Below are 17489 nucleotides of genomic sequence, written 5' to 3'. Positions count from 1 at the left end.
TGTTCACGATCCATCTGGGATTTTTGTCTCGTGAGGCTGGGCCGATAATAAGGCGCATTCCCGAAAGGCAAAATGCCGGCATCCTGCGCATTTACGGGTTTCCAGCCGGGTTAACGCATAATGAATCGCCTCGCCCGTATGTTCAAAAAAATGCTCTTTCCCTACCCGCTTCTCCAGTCCTGTTCTCTGCATCACTTCCTTGGGCTGGGGTTGGATGCCCGAAATAAGAACGGTCCTTTCCTGCCCATGAAAATGTTCAACCACATTGGACAGATTGGATTCCCCCGTCGTATCCATCAACGGTACCTTCCCCATTCGGAGCAGTACAATGTTCGGACGGTAATGGATCGCACGCATGACGGTTTGTTCGAACAATGCCGCCGCTCCGAAAAACAACGCCCCCTCCACCGTAAAAATACTGATTTGCGGACAATCATGACCCTCCCTAACCATGTACGGGACAACCTTTCCATGCCTCGCATCCGGGTCCGGGAGCACTTTGGCAACGGACAAGCTTTCACTCATTCGCTTAATAAACCAAATCACAGACGCCAACAATCCCGCTCCTACGGCGGTCGTCAAATCCGTTAGTACGGTAAGCACGAACGTTATCATTAAAACAATGGAATCGCCGGTCTTTGTTTTTAATACATGAATAAATTCCTTGCGTTCGCTCATGTTCCACGCCACGACCATCAGGACAGGCGCCATGCTCGCAAGCGGTATACGCGATGCCCAAGGGGCAAACGCGAGCAGGACAAGCAGCACCGTTATACTATGAATCATTCCCGATATCGGGCTTGCGGCGCCGTTTCGTATATTCGTCGCAGTCCGGGCGATCGCCCCGGTCGCCGGAATGCCGCCAAATAACGGGGTGATCATGTTCGCAATCCCCTGTCCGATCAGTTCTCGATTACTGCTATGGCGCGTGCCCGACATCCTGTCGGCGACAACCGCGGACAACAACGATTCGATCCCTCCGAGCATCGCAATAACAAAAGCGGGCGCAATGAGCTGCTGTATTCGTTCAAAGGTAATATCGGGCCAGTGAAAACCGGGGAGCGAGCTTGGAATGGCTCCATAGGTCGATCCGATCGTAGCCACTTTTCCATCCATAAACCATGCGGCGGCGATGCTGGACAAAACAAGTCCGACTAAGGATCCGGGAATCTTAGGAAAAAGTTTCGGCGTAATGACAATCATCGCCAAGGACATGACGGCTGCCGCAACGCTATACGGATTGATCGTGGCCAGATGCATACCGATTTCTTTCATATTTGAAAAAAAATATTCATGCTTTTGAATATCTTTCAGGCCTAAAAAGCTCGCGATTTGCCCCGTAAATATAATGACGGCGATGCCTGCGGTAAAGCCGACGGTGACCGGGCGAGGTATGAAGCGAATAAGCGCCCCCAGCTTGAAAACCCCCATCAATACGAGCAACATCCCGGCCAGCAACCCGGAAACAAGCAAATTCTCATACCCGTACTGCATCGTAATCGCAAATAAAACCGGGATAAATGCGCCCGTCGGCCCTCCGATCTGAAACTTTGAACCGCCGAGCAGCGAAATGAAAAATCCCGCAATCACCGTCGTGTAAATTCCATATTGCGGACTTACACCGGAAGCTATGGCAAAACCCATCCCGAGCGGAATGGCAATAATGCCGACAATCAGTCCCGACACGAGGTCTCGACGAAAATCATTCGCATGATACCCTTCAAATCTCCCGGACCACTTCATCGCCATTCCTTCTTTATCTATATATTTGATTATTTGAATATAATGATAATATATGCCCCTAATCCTCTTCCGTCAATGAACAAATTACACCCGCTCCCCCCGTTTCTTTCCGATAAACAAACAAAAACAAGGTTATCTTAGTCGGCATTTAAGATTACCTTGTTTTTCCCTTTGCTTACTCATTTCTTATGTTTTCCAACAGCGAAATCGCATCCACCAGATGGTTGTCAAAAATTTGCTTTGCGACCTTCAACAGGTCTTTAATAAGCGGGTCGCGAAGCGAATAAATAACGGAGGTGCCCTCTTTCGTTCCGCTTACGACGTTCTTGTTCCTCAAAACGGCAAGCTGCTGGGATACGGCCGAGCCTTCTGTTCCTAATATGGCTTGCAGTTCATTGACGTTTTTGTCTCCTTCACATAATACTTCGAGAATTCGAATGCGCAGCGGATGTGCCAATGCCTTGAAAAACTCTGCCTTAAATTGTTGAATTTCACGATTCATCGACTTGATCCTCTCAAAATATCAATATCCCTAATCATACCATAGGAACAGATCAAGTTACATTTTTAGACGAAATGCGTCTTCTTTTGCAATTATTTTTTGGCCACCGTTTCATAAAACGCCAAAAAGCAGGCCTCATGGGAAACGAGAACCTGCTCCTGCTTCTTCGTTAATCCTGCATCGCTCGAATGAACGCTACGGTTGTATACGTTACTTTTTCTTCGCTGCTTCGATGTCTTTAGCCGCCTGTTCTTCCGCCTTGCGGAAGGCCGTATTCACATCGCTGACTTTTTGCGCGACTTCCCGGAGCGCAGTGACCGCATACTTTGACGACAAATCGTCATAGATGGTGCGAGGCGAGACCGGGGCCGGCTTAGTCGGATAAAACGCCTTAATATTTTTGCCTTTCAGCTGCGGCAAATCTTGACCGAACGATTCGAGCAGCTTGGTGTTTTTCACGATCGGCATGCCGGTTCCATCTTTCGCAAACTTCACCTGCATTTCATCCGAAGTCAAGTAAGCCAATATTTCAAAGGCGACATCTTTATGCTTGCTGTTGCTGTATACGCTGGCAAACGTCGAGTACATTTGCGAACCGACGCCCGGCATTTCTTTAAACGACGGAAGCGGCACCGCATCGATATTCATGTCCTTGGCCGCACTAACCATCGTGCTGTTAAAGTAAGCGTACATGGCGAGATTTTTGTCTTTCACGAACATATCCGCTTCCTTGCCGTACTTGGCAGTCGGAATTTCCGCTCCGGGAATGCTGTAGAAGCGCGCGAAATTTTCGGCCAGCTTCTTATACTTCTCGGTATTGATCGCAGGCTGCAGCGTTTTCGAATCGACGAACGGGAGAGATAGCTGGTTCGTATTAAGCATATGGCTGATCGAAGTCAAAAATCCGTAATATTGTACGCCGCCGTCGGTACGGGAAAGCTTCTTCGACAGCTCGTACAAGTCATCCCAGGTCATGCCTTCCGTCGGGTAAGGAACGGCAAACTTATCGAAAATATCTTTGTTGTACATCAGCACTTCGGCCGTTGTAAAGATCGGAAGAGAATCGATTTTGCCGCCGCTCCCGAATTGCTTAATAAAATCAAAGGTCGTCGTTTCCAGACGGCTTGTATCGTAATTATACTTCTTGATCAGCTCGGTCAAGTTGGTCGATAAATTCAAATTTTGAAACTGCGGATAGAAGCCGATGGATAGAAGAACGATATCCAGATCCACTCCGGCAGAAATCACTTCTTCCATTTTAGTTCCGTTGCCATATGGGATAAATTTCGGCGTTACGAACGGAAATTTCTCTTTGATCGCTGTGCCCATCAAATCCATGAACTGCTCTTCCGTCGTTGCGTTGTTCGGACGGTAAAACGTAATTTCCACCGGCTCCCGGTTGACGTTGTTTTGATTATTTCCCGGTGCAGCCCCTTTCGTTTCTCCTCCGCTGCCGCACGCCGACACAGTCAACAGAGCGGCTGTAACGATCGCAGATAACAGCAACCGCTTTCTTTTATACATCTTCTATTCCCCCTTGTGATCATGCATGTCGAATGCTTGAAATCTCCAGCCTCAATCCAAAGAGCCGTGCATTCGATTTTTAGATGGTTACATGATTTATCATAATGGAGGAGGAATAGCATATTGCGAACCGAAAATATCATTATTCTATCCTTTTTATGGATGCGTTTTCATTCGATCAAGCTGTCTCGTTGACTTTCCAGACGTTCCCGGTAACGATGGGGGGTTAGTCCATACTTTTTTTTGAACATTTGAATAAAATAGGACGTGTACGTAAAGCCGGTTTCTTTGCAAATTTCTTCAACGGAATGCGAACGCAGCTGCAGCAGCATTCTCGCTTCCTCCAATCGCTTTTCGTTCGTATATTCCATGATCGTCTTCCCGATTTGTTCTTTAAATAGCTTGGACAAGTAGTTTGGCGAGAAATGCAACTCCGAAGCCATGAACGGAATGGTGAAAGACGTCTTGTAGTGTTGATCGATCCATTTCAAAATCGAGTTAATCTGCTTCGTTGCGCGGGATAAGGTCCAGGGGGCAGGAGCAGCGTTTTCACCGGGGATATAAATCTGCGTTTGAAAAAACATAAAAAAATTAAGAAAAAACAGCATGACTCCTTCCTTGCGAAGGTTCGGCGGCCCTAACCTGATCTGCTCGTGCAATTGCAAAAATTGAGAATCGACCTGCACGCTGTGCTTGCCGGATAAATGAAAGACTTGCACCGTCATTTTTTGCTCCAGCATTTGCGATAAAAAAGAGGTGAATTGAGGGAACAGTGCAGAAAACTGTTCGATAAATGAAACTTTGATTTTCAATAAGCTGCGAATGTAAATGGGCGGCACGATCATGCGGATGTAATGCACTTGAAACGGTTTGATCACGATCAAGGTTCCAGGCTGCAGCGAAAATACGCGGTCGTCAATAATATACTTTCCCGAGCCTTCATGGATGTACAGTAATTCCAAACCTTCGTGAGCGTGAAAGTATTCGACCGGTTCCGTATACGTACGGCGATAATTAAACAAGTATAAATTGTCTTCCCATTTTTTGAATTTCATGATTTCCACGCCGTATACCTCCTACTGTACATCGCGACCCTGCGTGCCGGTATTTCTCGCTACCTCCACCATACTCAATGCCACCTGATTTTTCAACATACGCAAAAAAATCCCCCCACATTCGTGGAGGGGACGCACCGGTACGAATCGATCCATATTACAATGAAGGGGCTATGCCGGATGTCCGGTAATCGAATATTGCGGCGTTATTAAGCGAATGTTGCTTACCAACATCTCCTTCACCTTCCCCTCCTACTTTGCTGCAGGCGAAACGTCAAATGCGAGAAATTGGGTGACTTGGGAGGAATTGAAGTTATTATCCGATATGAGTACGAGACTGTCGTGACCGTTCTTGAGCTTCGGTCCCCAGCTGATGCCTTCAACATTGTCCAGTTTGGGCAAATGGAGCGTGTTGAGATCAAGCACCAGTTTTTTGGACACCGGCGTAAATTCGCTCGACTTCAGAGAATCGAAATCTTTCACATTCGTCGCTTGGTCGGTATCGACTTCATAGATGCGAATATAATTCGCATATTGGCCATCGGAGGCTTGTACCCCAGCGCGTTCAAGCATGAGGAATTGATGGTCGTTGATCGCGAGCATTTCGGATACACCGTTGTCAGCGTTCTTGCCCTCTCCCGGCTTGGCGGGAATTGCGTCGACCCGGTAGGCGTATTCCGCAAGGATCGCGCCGCTTCTGTCGTATTTGGTCATGCGTGCATAAGAACCGGAATCAGCGGTAGAAATGTCTCCGTCCTGATACAAAGACGCTTCCATAGCGGTAAAATAATATTTTCCATCCGGCGAGAAACTGCTTCCTTCCAGCGTAATATTATTGCGGAAGCCTTTCTTCATGCTGCCGTCGCTGCTTTCGCTCATTTTAAAGGCCTCGGGTATCGGGAAAGAGGAAACATAATCTCCTTTTTTATTAGCTTGTCTGACAAACGGGTCGAAGGCAAGGCTTCGATCCCCCTCGCTTGTATACCAAATCGATCTCGTTTTGGGATCAAAACGAATCGACTCCAAATCCGATACGACGCCTGTTTTCGTTTCCGTATATTGCTTCTTGTTCGGGTACGCCGTCCCATCCGGCTGCTTGAACTCCGTGACGCCTGTAATATGGACCGAATAAAAGTCTTTGGTGTCATAATTCAGTTCCCCGGTATAAAAGCGCGCAGGATTATTGTCGGAACGGTCATCGCTAATCATGACCCACCGATCGGTCTTCGGATCGTAATCGATGCCGGAGAGCCCTCCGACAAGCGTATCCTTGAATTTTTCATCATTCGGAATCCGCTGCTCTCCAATAAAGGTGAGCTGACCGACAGAGCGTTGTTCTCCCGATTTACCGTGCCGGCTCGACTTCGAAGCTTGCCATTGGCGTTCTTGGTGCGGCTGCGCTTTTTCCTTGTTGTCCGCCTGATCTGCGGCTGTAGCAGCGGCGAATGGAGCCGCGGCCAACAGGCCGGCTACCACGCTTGCGGATAAGATTTTCCCGAACTTCATGATTTCTACCATCTCCCATTTTATTTAAATATAGGATAGCGAAACTCTCTTCATTATAAAAGATTGCTATCTTTCGAGACAATATAAAATGAGGAACAATATGGGTGTTAACAAAAAAAATACATACTTGAATGATGATGTAACTCCACAGATGAGGGCGGCCAAAAAAATTGGAATGCCCCTCTTTATTAACCATGGTTTGAATTAAATCGAAGTATTGTGCAGCCGCCGATCTCATCCGATTCACTGACGGCTGCATTAAATCAGTTCTTGGCGCTTTTTTAAATAACGATATAAAAAACAACTGAATACGGCGCTAATAGCCGCGCACAAGCCGATAAATCCATAACCCGCTTGGAGGCCCATAATCAAGCCGGTACGCGTTTCAGCCCCATAAATATGTTTAATTCCTTCAATGATGCCTCCAATAACATAGTTGCCAATGACGCTGCCCACACCCATGAGCGTAACCGTCAATGTGATGGCGGTGTCGCTGCCGCTCGAATATCGCTTTGCAATAAATGCCATAACCGTCGGATATATCATGGCTATGCCAATTCCCGCCGCAGCGAACAGAAAAGCCAAACCTTCGCCTCCAAGTATCGCAGCAAATGTGCAAAGGGCGGAAATGCCCGAGGAGACGATGAGCGACAGGATGAATCCGATCTTATCCGTCACCGGCCCCAATAACAATCTCGCGAGCGCAAAACAGAAGAAAAACGCGGACAGCATGCCTGAGGCGGTTACGGCACTCCATTCGTAAGCCTTCTCCAAATAATTGACCAGCCATCCGCCTACCGCCAATTCCGATACGACACCAAAGGTGAGGATCGCTACCATAAACCATAAAACCGGGTCCTTCATCCGTATTTTCAACGGAACCCGATCGTCATGCGGGAGATCGTCGTCCGGGAAAGAGCTGCGCCATGCATATAATATCGGAAGAATGGACAACGAGAGCATGACGAGATACATCCCGCGCCAATCGAGCGTATGACCGAACACGGTTACAGACATGAGCCCTGTTGCAAGCAGCGGAGCCACTGTAGAACTGAGGCCATAGAAGCCATGCGTCAAGTTCATCATCGTCCCCGTATTTTTCACGAAGATTCGCGCCCCCAGAATGGCTAGCGCGATTTCAAGCATCCCGTTGCCGATATACATCAGGAAATAAGACGACGAAAACATCGGATAGCTGCGGGACAAATAAATCAAAACCCCTGAAACGATCATCGTCCCGAAGGCGGCAATGCTTACGATTTTAATCCCCCATAACCGCGTCAGAAAGGCAGTGAATGAACACGCGATTAAATAGCCCAGCGCATTGAGCGACAACAAAGTGCCAAGTTGGGACTCATTTAGCATGAAATCGAATTGAATTCGCGGGATGGCCGGCCCTTTGATGTTTTCCGAAAAGCCGAAAATAATGAATCCTACAAAAATCGTAGCCAATTGCATGGCATACATTTTATTAACCTTTGTCAACCGTTTCTCCACTCCGGCAAACCTCCAGACGGTATCATCTCTTCTCTATCGATGGAAGACGGTAGATTAAAGCTTTCCGGCATTAGCGTCACGATGCCCATTATACACTTTTGACGGAGGAATGGAGTATACATTCTTGAACGCTCTTGTAAACGAAAATAAATTCGGATAGCCGAGAGACAAAGCGATTTCCGTAATCGTAGCGTCCGTTTCCCGCAGCAGCCGTCTGGCTTTGTCCATTCGGATTTGTTGCAAATATTTCAGCGGAGACATGCCTACCTGCCGGGTAAAGACGGTGGAAAAATAGGAACGATGCACTCCCGCAAATGCAGCCACCTGCTGTACCGACACGCCCTCTGAAGCGTGCAGCTCCATAAAATCGATGCATTCGCGAATCCAGCCAGCCGGCTCGGCCTCGCGCTTCGGAATCGCATCCGGCGTCATCCCGGCAAACCAACCGAACAGCAAGCTTTGCAGCTCCAACGATACCGAAAGCTTCCAGTTCGCCGTATCCCTCAGCAATTGTTGTATGCGATCCATCTTCTCCTCGATTGCTTCTGCCCTAGCCAGATGTATACAAGGCGTCTCCGGCGTTAATCCGGCCAGCGCCAACAACGCCTTAGTCCGAGGTCCATCTATAGCAATCCAACGCAGCTCGAGCGGCGATTCCGCAGCGGCGATGGCATAGTGATACGTAACCCCCGGGAATAAGCAAAACAAATGGTCTTGACCGATATCTAGCCTTTTGCCTTCGTACTCCAATCGAAGCGCTCCGGCCTGAACAAAGTGGAGACTGTAACATTCGATCCGTTTCGGCCCGACGCTATAATTCGGCTTCGCTATGCTGCGGCCTGCCCGGACCGGCCATAATTGGCTTTCCTTGTCAAATTCCTTCGGCGTATAGTATAGAAACTCCGCATATTCGTGTTCGTATTCCTGCATCATCTCGCCTCCCCTGGTTGCAAATAACAAAATGATAAACTCCATATAACAAGATGCCATTTGAATAATGGCTTTAATCTAATATTATCATAAAAGGAGGCGATGTTATTTCATGAGTAAACCTAACATTTTGTTAATTACAAGCGACCAGCAGCACTGGAATACAATCGGAGCCTACAACAAGGAGGTACATACCCCAAATCTGGATCGGCTGGTACGCGAAGGCACGACGTTCTCGCGCGCTTATTGTCCCAATCCTACCTGTACACCCAGCAGAGCGTCAATCATTACGGGCATGTACCCAAGTCAGCACGGCGCGTGGACACTCGGCACCAAGCTGCTGGAGGACAGGCATACGGTCGGAGAAGACTTCCAAGCGGCCGGGTATCGCACCGCTCTCGTCGGCAAAGCGCATTTTCAGCCGTTGCGGTCGACAGACGAGTACGTTTCGGTCGAAGCTTATCCGATTCTTCAGGATTTGGATTTTTGGAAAACGTTTCACGGGCCGTTTTATGGATTCGATCATGTGGAGATCGCACGCAACCACACCAATGAAGCGCATGTAGGACAGCATTATGCGCTATGGATGGAGGAGAAAGGATGCACGAATTGGCGGGATTACTTCCTTCCTCCGACCGGTACGATGGACGCATCGCTTACGTACAAATGGCCGATTCCGGAGAAATATCACTATAACACGTGGATTGCGGAACGCACCAATGCGCTGCTAAGCGATTATAAGGAAGCCGGCGAGCCGTTTTTCATGTGGGCCAGCTTCTTTGACCCGCATCCCGAATATTTGGCGCCTGAGCCTTGGGATTCGATGTACGATCCGGACGCGTTGACGATTCCGGAGATGGTGCCCGGAGAGCATGATCTCAACCCGCCCCACTTCGGCAAAACCCAAGAAGACCATCCGGACTTTAGCGACTTGGCCGAGACGGGATACGGCATTCACGGCTATCGCTCTCATCATTACTACGAGTATGGCACAAAGTTCAGACTGACCGATGATGACAAAAAGAAGCTGGTGGCCGTCTATTACGGCATGATCAGCATGATGGATAAATATATCGGCAAAATCCTCGACAAGCTCGATGAGTTGGGCCTCTCGGAAAATACCATCATCGTGTTTACGACCGACCATGGACACTTTTACGGACAGCACGGATTGCAGGCCAAAGGCGGTTTTCACTACGAAGACTTAATCAAACTGCCTTTCATTGTGAAATATCCCGGACATGTACCGGCAGGACATACATCGGAAGCGATTCAATCGCTGGTCGATCTCGCGCCTACGTTTTTGTCTTTCTGCGGCATCCCTATCCCCCGCTCGATGACGGGCATGGATCAGAGGGATGTCTGGACCGGGCGTAAACAACAGGCAAGAGATCACGCCATCTGCGAGTTCCGCCATGAGCCTACTACGATCCATCAAAAAACGTATGTGGACGAACGGTACAAGATCACCGTCTACTATAACCGGACTTACGGAGAAATCTTCGATCTGCTGGAGGATCCCGGCGAGCTTCGCAACTTATGGGACGATCCGGATTCCGCGGCACTAAAGTCCGAGCTGCTGCTCAAGTACGCCTGGGCCGAGCTTGGAAAAGAACCGCTTCCCATGCCCCGTATCCATCACGCTTAGCGGCGGACAATGGGAAGCCGCCGATACTGAGGCGATCGAAGTATCGGCGGCACGCATGGTTTGATCGCTGCCGCAAGCCATATTACCGACTGCCGCACCTATATCTATGATAAGAAAACCGTCCGGGTCTGGACGGTTCTTTCACGTGCTTAACCATACGTTTGCGCATGGGAGGGATGGGTATGGGATTCCAGCCGCTGTTAAAATCGTGTGGTTTTGAATGGGTCTAGCGGTAATCACACGATTTTAAAGGCGGTCGCTCCGCTCTTCCACCCCATACCCATTCCCTCACGGATCTACCATCTGCTTACTTCTACGTTTTTGTTACTGGGTTTTCGGGTTCCGTACTCGTATCAATGTAGACTCTCGCACATCTCCGCTGCATTTAGGGTACATATCTCCACCGCAAGCTATACTGCAAAACTGCGGTGGCACCTCTACGCGCGCGCCAGGTCACCATCGTGCATTCTATCAAAATCTCTTAATACGTAAAGCGAGGTGCCTTCTATCGCCGTGACTTTCAAGTTTATGTATCGGATCATTCTTACTATATAAAAAAGTCTGAATTGTGATCGCAACAATTCAGACTTTCCTCTCTATTCACTTGCATTCGTCATGCGATTCAGTTTTATAGCCTGCTTCCGCAAGCCCTCCAAATTGACGTAAATCCACTTGGCAAATAAAACGTTATCGCAAAACCTCGGCTTAGTCACCTCATTTGCCGCGGGCCATCATAGCAATGTCCGCTTCCTGAAGCGGAACCGAATACAACATTACTTGACGGATCACTCCGTCGAAGGCATCTGTGGCTAGGGCATCTCCGAACGCATCGCTGCCGAAGCGTCCGCCATAACCTCCTGCGCCCGTATGCGGACCGACGATGCCGAAATCGGCGCGAACGTTGTCCGCCAGCTTCCCGTCGAGGTACAGGGACACCGTGCCTTCGGCAAAGCTGAGCGCCGCATGCCGCCATTTGCCACCGGCTACCGTATCCGCCCGGGCCTGGAGCGTCACGCGCTCGCCATCCGACACGACAGCCGCCTCCAGGAGCCCGTCGCGAATCCGCAGAGCCATGCCGTTCTTGCGGTCGCCTTCGTCATACAACATCTGCGTGCCGGTCAGACGATTCGGACAAAATTGCATGACGACCGTGCGCATGAAGAAAGCGTCGTGCAAGAAACCGTCCGGCTCTTCCGCAGCCAAACGCACGGGCGCATTCGTCGGCGTACCGTAACGGGCCAATAAAGCGTAAGCGTCCAGCAGACGGGCCAGCACCGGCTCCGTTACCTGAAATACCGTGTTATGTCGGGCGCGGTATGGAATGCGGAATTCGCTGCCGTCAAGCTCACGCCAGTCGCGGAAATCGGTCGTCTCCATGATGCCGAACTTGCCGTAAGACCAATAATCGTAAAACAGCAGCCAGCGGTCCGTCCCTTCCAGCTTCAAAAACTCAGGTCCCTCCGTATAATCGGGCGTTTGAAAGCCGGGCACGACTGTATAAGGCCCCTCGAGCCGATCGGACACAGCGAGTACGTTACGACATGGATGCTTAACATTGCGGTCGTATACGACGCTTTCATCCTTTACCGCCATGTAATATCTGCCTTCATGCTCCGCCAAAGAAGCATCGATCGTCTGGTAACCGGGATCAAAAAAGAGCTCAGGTTCCGTGAGCGTAACCCAATCCGATGTCCACACGGAATAATGCTTACTGTTGCCCAAATCTTGTCCGCAGCTGGACGCCCAATAAACCAAATATTGTTTTCGTTCATGGTCGTACGTAAATTCGGGAGCCCAACTGTTCTTCGTATTGTCCTTGCCTTCCATGACCGGCAGCTTTCGCTCGTCTTCCCATGTGATCAAGTCGCTTGAACGGCAGTACCCGATATCTTTTCCCTTCGGACGAATCGTGAATACCATGTGCCAGTTGCCGTCCACTCCCTTGGCAATGAACGGGTCCCGCAGTATGCCTTCTCCGAGCGATGACACGAACACCGGGCGATTTTCATTGAGCTCGAACCAGTGAAGCCCGTCCCGGCTATACGCGTAATGCAGCTTTTCCTCCGTATGCGTCTGGTTCGGTCCGGACCGGAAATATCCCATGACATAGGCGGGCGCCCCTCCAGCGGTTTCTTTTTGGTTTGATTGTGGCATGTGGAGTTGTCACCTATCCTTCTCTATTTTTATATATGATTGTATCCGGCGCTTCTGTTGCCAGGTAACGCATGTTGCAACGGTTAGATCGATTTACGATCTCAGTCGCCAACGCTTACGATCATCTTTTTCCTCAGCGATTTTTTTATTGACTTCCTCTTCCGCCTGCCTATAACGCTTTTTTCCCTTTCATTAGGTAACACCCCTTATTTATTTGTCATTATGATCATACATAGAAGCGCATTCCGTTTGAATACAGTAATGGGCTCGAAAAGTGAGCATTTTGGACATAGCAATGATCAATTTTTGCGAATGGTGCTCGAGAAGGAGTAGCTCTCCCCAAGCTCGTTCATCGCTTTGACCTTGTAATAATACCGCTGTCCGTCCGGCAGCCCGCTGTCGGTATACGCGGTCTCCCTGATCCCTTCGGTAATCACTTCGAAGCCCGTATCGGGCTGAACGCTTCTGTACACGATGTACGAGCTCGTATTGGGCGTGTACATGCGGGCCGTATCGAACCAAGAGCCGGGGCCGCTGCTGTAGAGCGCAAACTTGCCGGCCGGAAGGGAACTGTCCGCTGCACGGAGCACGGTGCCTTCGTTATTCAGCTTGGCATAAATGTTGTTTCCGTCCACCGTAACATACATATAGAGCCATTTCTGATCTCCGCTTTCTTTTTTGGAAGCGAGCACCTGCTTTTTGCCTTGAACGACCTTAATCTGTTTGTATTGTTTGTCCGTTCGGTCGTATACAAACCGGATATGATTGTCCTGATCGACAAAGCGCGCAGCGACGCCCGCCTGCCCCGTTTGCATGGAGTCCGCCCATTCCACGACCGCCTCCCCTAGTTTCCTTGCGGCGTATTGGTCCAAACGGCAAATCCGCTGCTGCCGTCTTGAGCCCGATATCCGATAACCTTCCGGTTAGGGTCCGGATGCGGTTCCACCTTCCATCCTTCCGCACGAAACGATCCTGCCGTTCCGTCTTCGAAGTTATGTTCCGCCACCTCGGTTCGGGCCGGCTTCCATTGCATGGAGATCGATTGCCCGCGCTCCTCCTTGATCGACAAATCGCGGGGAGCGAGCGGCAGCAGACTCCTCGGAACGGCATCGAGCTCCGCCGAGTTCCGGCTCTCTCCGAGCGCGTTATAAGCGCGAACGGTAAAATAATATCGGGTATCGTTGTCCAGTCCGCCCATCAGCCAACCGGCATTGTTGCCGGCCTCTACCGTCTCCGTGTATTGTCCGGGGGCTTTGCCGTACATGATTCGATAGCCGGCTGCTCCCGCCACGGATTGCCATTCCAGGACGACCTTGCCCGAGCGTTCGGCATAAGCATGCCGCAGCAGATGTGCTCACCGTCTTTTACTTGGCCGAGCCGAAACGTCGTATGCGGTCCATGGGTCGTCCCGTCAGGACCAAAGGCGAAAGCGCCGTAATCGATATCGGGCATTCCTGTCCGCCAATTGAACACATTGGAGTTTGTGCCTCCCGGCCAGCGGATGAACCCGAGACGTCCGTACCGGTTCACCTCATCGATCATTTGCTTGTGATTTATGAAAGCTTCCTTGTTGCTGCTCTAATTGTTCACGCCTCTCATTCCGTAAGGGATTGGCTTCTCGCCCTTCGTATCGATACCGATAACGGCATGAGCTTCATCCGTTTGAAATGGCATTGTCGGTATTTCCGAATCATTCCCTTCGTTCGTTCCTCCGCTCCAATCTCGCCACAGCCCGCAAGCCATGACAACCAATACCGCAACGAAAGTATAGCCGCTCTTCCCCTCAATGTATATACGCCTTCTTCCCCATCGGTCTCTTGTGGTACAATACACTCATCACTCATTAAAATAATGGCTAGTGACTCTTTCAGGAAAATAGAACTTTCAGATGAAATGGTGAGGATAATGGACAAGTACGGACCTATTTATCATTTTCCGTCAATCGGCGACATCCCTCCACCCATCAATGTGCCTTTCATCGGCATTAACTACTGCACACCTCATTACCGTAATGTAAGAAGGATGTCAAAAATTACGGTTATCGGCTGCGTATTGTCCGGTCGCGGAAAAGTTCGTGTGAACGCGCAAACCAGCCGCGTGCAGCAAGGCGACGTCTTCATCATGCGAAGCGGCTGCTTCCATGAGGTCATTTCCGAAGCGACGCAGGAGGAGCCATGGATATTCATATGGTATAACGTTCACAGCCAATGGGCGCTCAATGTACTCGAGGCTTACCGGCTGCTATCGACAGTCGTCGTCTCGAACGTGTCGCTGGAATCTTTGTTCAGGCAAGGGATTGAATGGGCTGAAAGCAAGACGATCGAGGAAATGCAGGGAGAATTGCAGCATCTGTTCATGCAAATCGTAATCCGATTATCGGAAATTCAGCGAAGTCGCGGAGAGCTGCTGTCTTTGGTTGTGCGGCAAATTAAGCTGCATTTGGACAATCAACTGTTAAAGCCTTTTCATACGGAACAGCTCGTAAACGAGATGGGATTGTCGGCCAAACATTTGAACCGGGTGTTCAAGAAAGAAATGGGAACCACGATTTACAATTATGTGCTGACCAAAAAAATGGAATCGGCCAAATTGATGCTGATCGATACGACCTTGACGGTCAATGAAATTTCCGAACAATTGGGTTATTCCGACGCCCATTATTTTTCCAACCTGTTCAAACAAAAAAACGGCATGCGGCCCTCCGTCTTCCGCAGCCAATTCAGCGATCAAGAACATCATTAGCTCGGAACCGTAAGCGGTTACAATGCGTAGCAAAAAAAAACATTAAGGCCTCCCGTTCAGGGAGGCCCCTCATTAGTTCTTTGCGAGTTCCGTTCTTTCAATCGCAGCCGGCTTCGTATTGATTCTGCGCAGCACGTCTCTCGGAAACTTCAGTTTACGATCATACGTATACAGCCCGTTCACCTCTTGCTCTACGTCATATAGCTGGGTGTAGCACAAGCCGCTGATGTACGGGTTATCCAGAATGACGGTCATCAGTCCCTCATAGCGGGCAAGAAACTCTTCTTCGCTCTTCGGGCGGTCGCCATAGCCCCAACCTTCCTCATGACTTTTGGAGGGGTCCCACCAGATGCCTCCATATTCCGCCACCTGATAAGGCTGTCCCTCGTCATACTTTTGCCGCTTCGGATGCTTCACATACACTTCTTCGCCATTCTTCATAGGCTCCAATCTGGCTGCAAACGATACCGGGTCCTGATCATAATCATGCAGGCTGAAAATGTCGGTCTTTACATGATAATGGCCGCTCGTATCCTTTACCGGACGGGTCGGATCAATGCTCTTGCTCACCTCATAGGTAATGCGCAGCACTTCGTTATCCTGCTTCGTGCCGTCGCGGTCCCATGTCTCGTTGAACGGGCACCAGCCGATGATGGACGGATGATTATAGTCGCGCTCCATCCCTTCCAGCCACTCCGGCAAAAAGCTGCGAAGCCCCATAGGCGTCGTAATGTTAAGTCCCCAATTGGCATGCTCCGCCCATACCAGATAGCCGAGCTTGTCGGCCCAATACAAGAAGCGGGGCTCGAACATTTTCTCATGCAGCCGGGCTCCGTTGAAGCCAAGGTCCATGGCAAGCTCAATATCCCGGCGGAGCGCCTCATCTGTTGGCGCCGTGTAGATGCCGTCCGGGTAAAAGCCTTGATCCAGCACTAGACGCTGGAATACGATCCGTCCGTTAATCAGCACGGCTTTATCGGTCAACGTGACCTCTCGCATCCCGAAATAACTTGTAACCTTGTCGATCACCTGTCCGTTCTCTTCCAAAGTGAAGACCAGATCATACAGTCTTCCGTGCCCCGGCTCCCAGAGATGAACTTCGTCCAGCGACACCTGTGTGTGAAGCTGATGGCTGCTGATCTGCGCCGTTCGGCTGCCTACTAACTTCCCGTTATAGTACGCATCGATGCTCAGCGAAAGCCCCTTCCGGTAGCCTCCCTTAAACCGAATCGCCAAATTCGCCTGACCGTTGGCCGGATCCGGCACGACCCGGTACGAGTCGATATGGAATTCCGGAACGCATTCAAGCCATACGGTTTGCCAAATGCCGGTTGTCCGCGTGTAGTAACAGTTGTAGGAATGATATTTCCCGCTTTGCTTGCCTCCCGGCTGCAGCCCTGTTCGTACATCGTCCTCGGCACACAATGTGATGACGTTATCGCCTTCACGAACCAGCTTCGTAATATCAAATTGAAATGAGCTGTAGCCGCCGCGGTGCGTACCTGCGGAGACGCCGTTTACCCATACTTCCGCTTCATAGTCAACGGCGCCAAAATGAAGAAGAATTCGTTGGCCTGACCAGTTTTTCGGCAGCGTAAATGTCCTTCGATACCAGACGGCAGGCATAAAGTCGGTATACCCTACGCCAGATAACGAGCTTTCCGGGCAGAATGGGACAACGATCGACTGCTTTAATTGCTCCGACTGATGGAGGTCGCGTCCCCTTCCCGTACGTCCAAAGTCCATTTCAAACTCCCATTGTCCGTTCAAATTCATCCATTCCTCTCGAACGAGCTGCGGACGCGGGTATTCAGGTCGTGGTATGAGGTTGTGCATCGTTTTACTCCTTTTGGTAATCTTCTTGAGTTACAAACAGAATACAGTTTAATAGTAATCTTTCCTCAAGGATGCAGTAAATGCAATTAACGGAACAAAAGGTGAGGAATACGGACATTTGCACCATAATTGAAAATAGATAAATTTCTTGTCATCGTCAAATCACAAGTATTTTATCCCCTGACTCAAAAAAGCCGCGATTTGTGCGCTCGAGGAGAACCAGCATAGTTTGGACTCTGCCAGACTAAACAGCATTAGGTTAACTGTGCCCGTTAGAAAAAAATCGTTCTAGCCCAGTTGCATTGGTCCCCTTCAAGTAATTTAGTTTCCTTATTCACGGTTACCTTATTAT

At 49.8% G+C, this 17489-nt stretch carries 15 protein-coding genes; 2 read left to right on the top strand and 13 right to left on the bottom strand.

The genetic code is table 11. From position 1 onward, the window contains the following. Positions 1–3: 3 nt before the first annotated feature. The 7 genes from ACFQI7_RS09105 to ACFQI7_RS09075 all read right to left on the bottom strand — a co-directional run bounded on the left by ACFQI7_RS09105 (position 4) and on the right by ACFQI7_RS09075 (position 8760). A complete protein-coding gene (locus ACFQI7_RS09105; protein WP_218099455.1) occupies positions 4–1743 on the bottom strand; it encodes a SulP family inorganic anion transporter in 1740 nt (579 codons plus the stop codon). 175 nt (positions 1744–1918) lie between these two features. Then, positions 1919–2245 (bottom strand): ArsR/SmtB family transcription factor, encoded by a 327-nt coding sequence (locus ACFQI7_RS09100; protein ID WP_218099454.1) that lies wholly within the window; start codon positions 2243–2245, stop codon positions 1919–1921. A 210-nt stretch (positions 2246–2455) separates the two neighbouring features. Continuing rightward, positions 2456–3769: an ABC transporter substrate-binding protein gene (locus ACFQI7_RS09095; protein WP_218099453.1), complete on the bottom strand. Its 1314-nt coding sequence runs from the start codon at positions 3767–3769 to the stop codon at positions 2456–2458. A 170-nt stretch (positions 3770–3939) separates the two neighbouring features. Next, complete coding sequence (locus ACFQI7_RS09090; RefSeq protein WP_230415029.1) at positions 3940–4824, bottom strand: helix-turn-helix transcriptional regulator; 885 nt, start codon at positions 4822–4824, stop codon at positions 3940–3942. Positions 4825–5076: 252 nt separating this feature from the next. Next, the gene (locus tag ACFQI7_RS09085) at positions 5077–6330 is read right to left on the bottom strand and encodes an esterase-like activity of phytase family protein (RefSeq protein WP_218099451.1); all 1254 of its coding nucleotides are present in this window, start codon (positions 6328–6330) and stop codon (positions 5077–5079) included. A gap of 258 nt (positions 6331–6588) precedes the next feature. Continuing rightward, on the bottom strand, positions 6589–7797 hold the full coding sequence (locus tag ACFQI7_RS09080; protein ID WP_218099645.1) for an MFS transporter: 1209 nt from the start codon (positions 7795–7797) through the stop codon (positions 6589–6591). A gap of 84 nt (positions 7798–7881) precedes the next feature. After that, the gene (locus tag ACFQI7_RS09075) at positions 7882–8760 is read right to left on the bottom strand and encodes an AraC family transcriptional regulator (RefSeq protein ID WP_377516763.1); all 879 of its coding nucleotides are present in this window, start codon (positions 8758–8760) and stop codon (positions 7882–7884) included. A 109-nt stretch (positions 8761–8869) separates the two neighbouring features. On the opposite strand from ACFQI7_RS09075, the gene ACFQI7_RS09070 reads away from it, so the two are divergent. Further along, positions 8870–10405, top strand: a complete 1536-nt coding sequence (locus ACFQI7_RS09070) for a sulfatase family protein (RefSeq protein ID WP_218099449.1) — start codon at positions 8870–8872, stop codon at positions 10403–10405. A gap of 714 nt (positions 10406–11119) precedes the next feature. Here ACFQI7_RS09070 and ACFQI7_RS09065 read toward each other — a convergent pair. From ACFQI7_RS09065 to ACFQI7_RS09045, 5 genes are all read right to left on the bottom strand, one after another. After that, the gene (locus ACFQI7_RS09065; protein ID WP_218099448.1) at positions 11120–12559 is read right to left on the bottom strand and encodes a family 43 glycosylhydrolase; all 1440 of its coding nucleotides are present in this window, start codon (positions 12557–12559) and stop codon (positions 11120–11122) included. Between the two features lie 299 nt (positions 12560–12858). Continuing rightward, positions 12859–13392: a hypothetical protein gene (locus tag ACFQI7_RS09060; RefSeq protein ID WP_218099447.1), complete on the bottom strand. Its 534-nt coding sequence runs from the start codon at positions 13390–13392 to the stop codon at positions 12859–12861. An 11-nt stretch (positions 13393–13403) separates the two neighbouring features. Continuing rightward, positions 13404–13823, bottom strand: a complete 420-nt coding sequence (locus ACFQI7_RS09055) for a hypothetical protein (RefSeq protein WP_218099446.1) — start codon at positions 13821–13823, stop codon at positions 13404–13406. Then, positions 13784–14032, bottom strand: a complete 249-nt coding sequence (locus ACFQI7_RS09050; protein WP_218099445.1) for a hypothetical protein — start codon at positions 14030–14032, stop codon at positions 13784–13786. The genes ACFQI7_RS09055 and ACFQI7_RS09050 overlap by 40 nt, the downstream gene beginning before the upstream one ends. 105 nt (positions 14033–14137) lie before the next feature. Beyond that, complete coding sequence (locus ACFQI7_RS09045) at positions 14138–14392, bottom strand: hypothetical protein (RefSeq protein WP_218099444.1); 255 nt, start codon at positions 14390–14392, stop codon at positions 14138–14140. Positions 14393–14410: 18 nt separating this feature from the next. Between ACFQI7_RS09045 and ACFQI7_RS09040 the strand changes: the two genes are divergently transcribed. Next, positions 14411–15301, top strand: a complete 891-nt coding sequence (locus ACFQI7_RS09040) for an AraC family transcriptional regulator (RefSeq protein WP_329958237.1) — start codon at positions 14411–14413, stop codon at positions 15299–15301. Positions 15302–15373: 72 nt separating this feature from the next. Here the strand turns inward: ACFQI7_RS09040 and ACFQI7_RS09035 are convergent, their stop codons facing one another. Further along, positions 15374–17137, bottom strand: coding sequence for a glycoside hydrolase family 2 protein (locus ACFQI7_RS09035; RefSeq protein WP_218099442.1), 1764 nt, complete (start codon positions 17135–17137; stop codon positions 15374–15376). Positions 17138–17489 lie beyond the last annotated feature (352 nt).

It is taken from the genome of Paenibacillus allorhizosphaerae (assembly GCF_042659105.1).
Lineage (GTDB): Bacteria > Bacillota > Bacilli > Paenibacillales > NBRC-103111 > Paenibacillus_G > Paenibacillus_G allorhizosphaerae.
The sequence above is the reverse complement of the archived record's forward strand: the minus strand, read 5'-3'. Positions and strand labels throughout refer to the sequence as shown.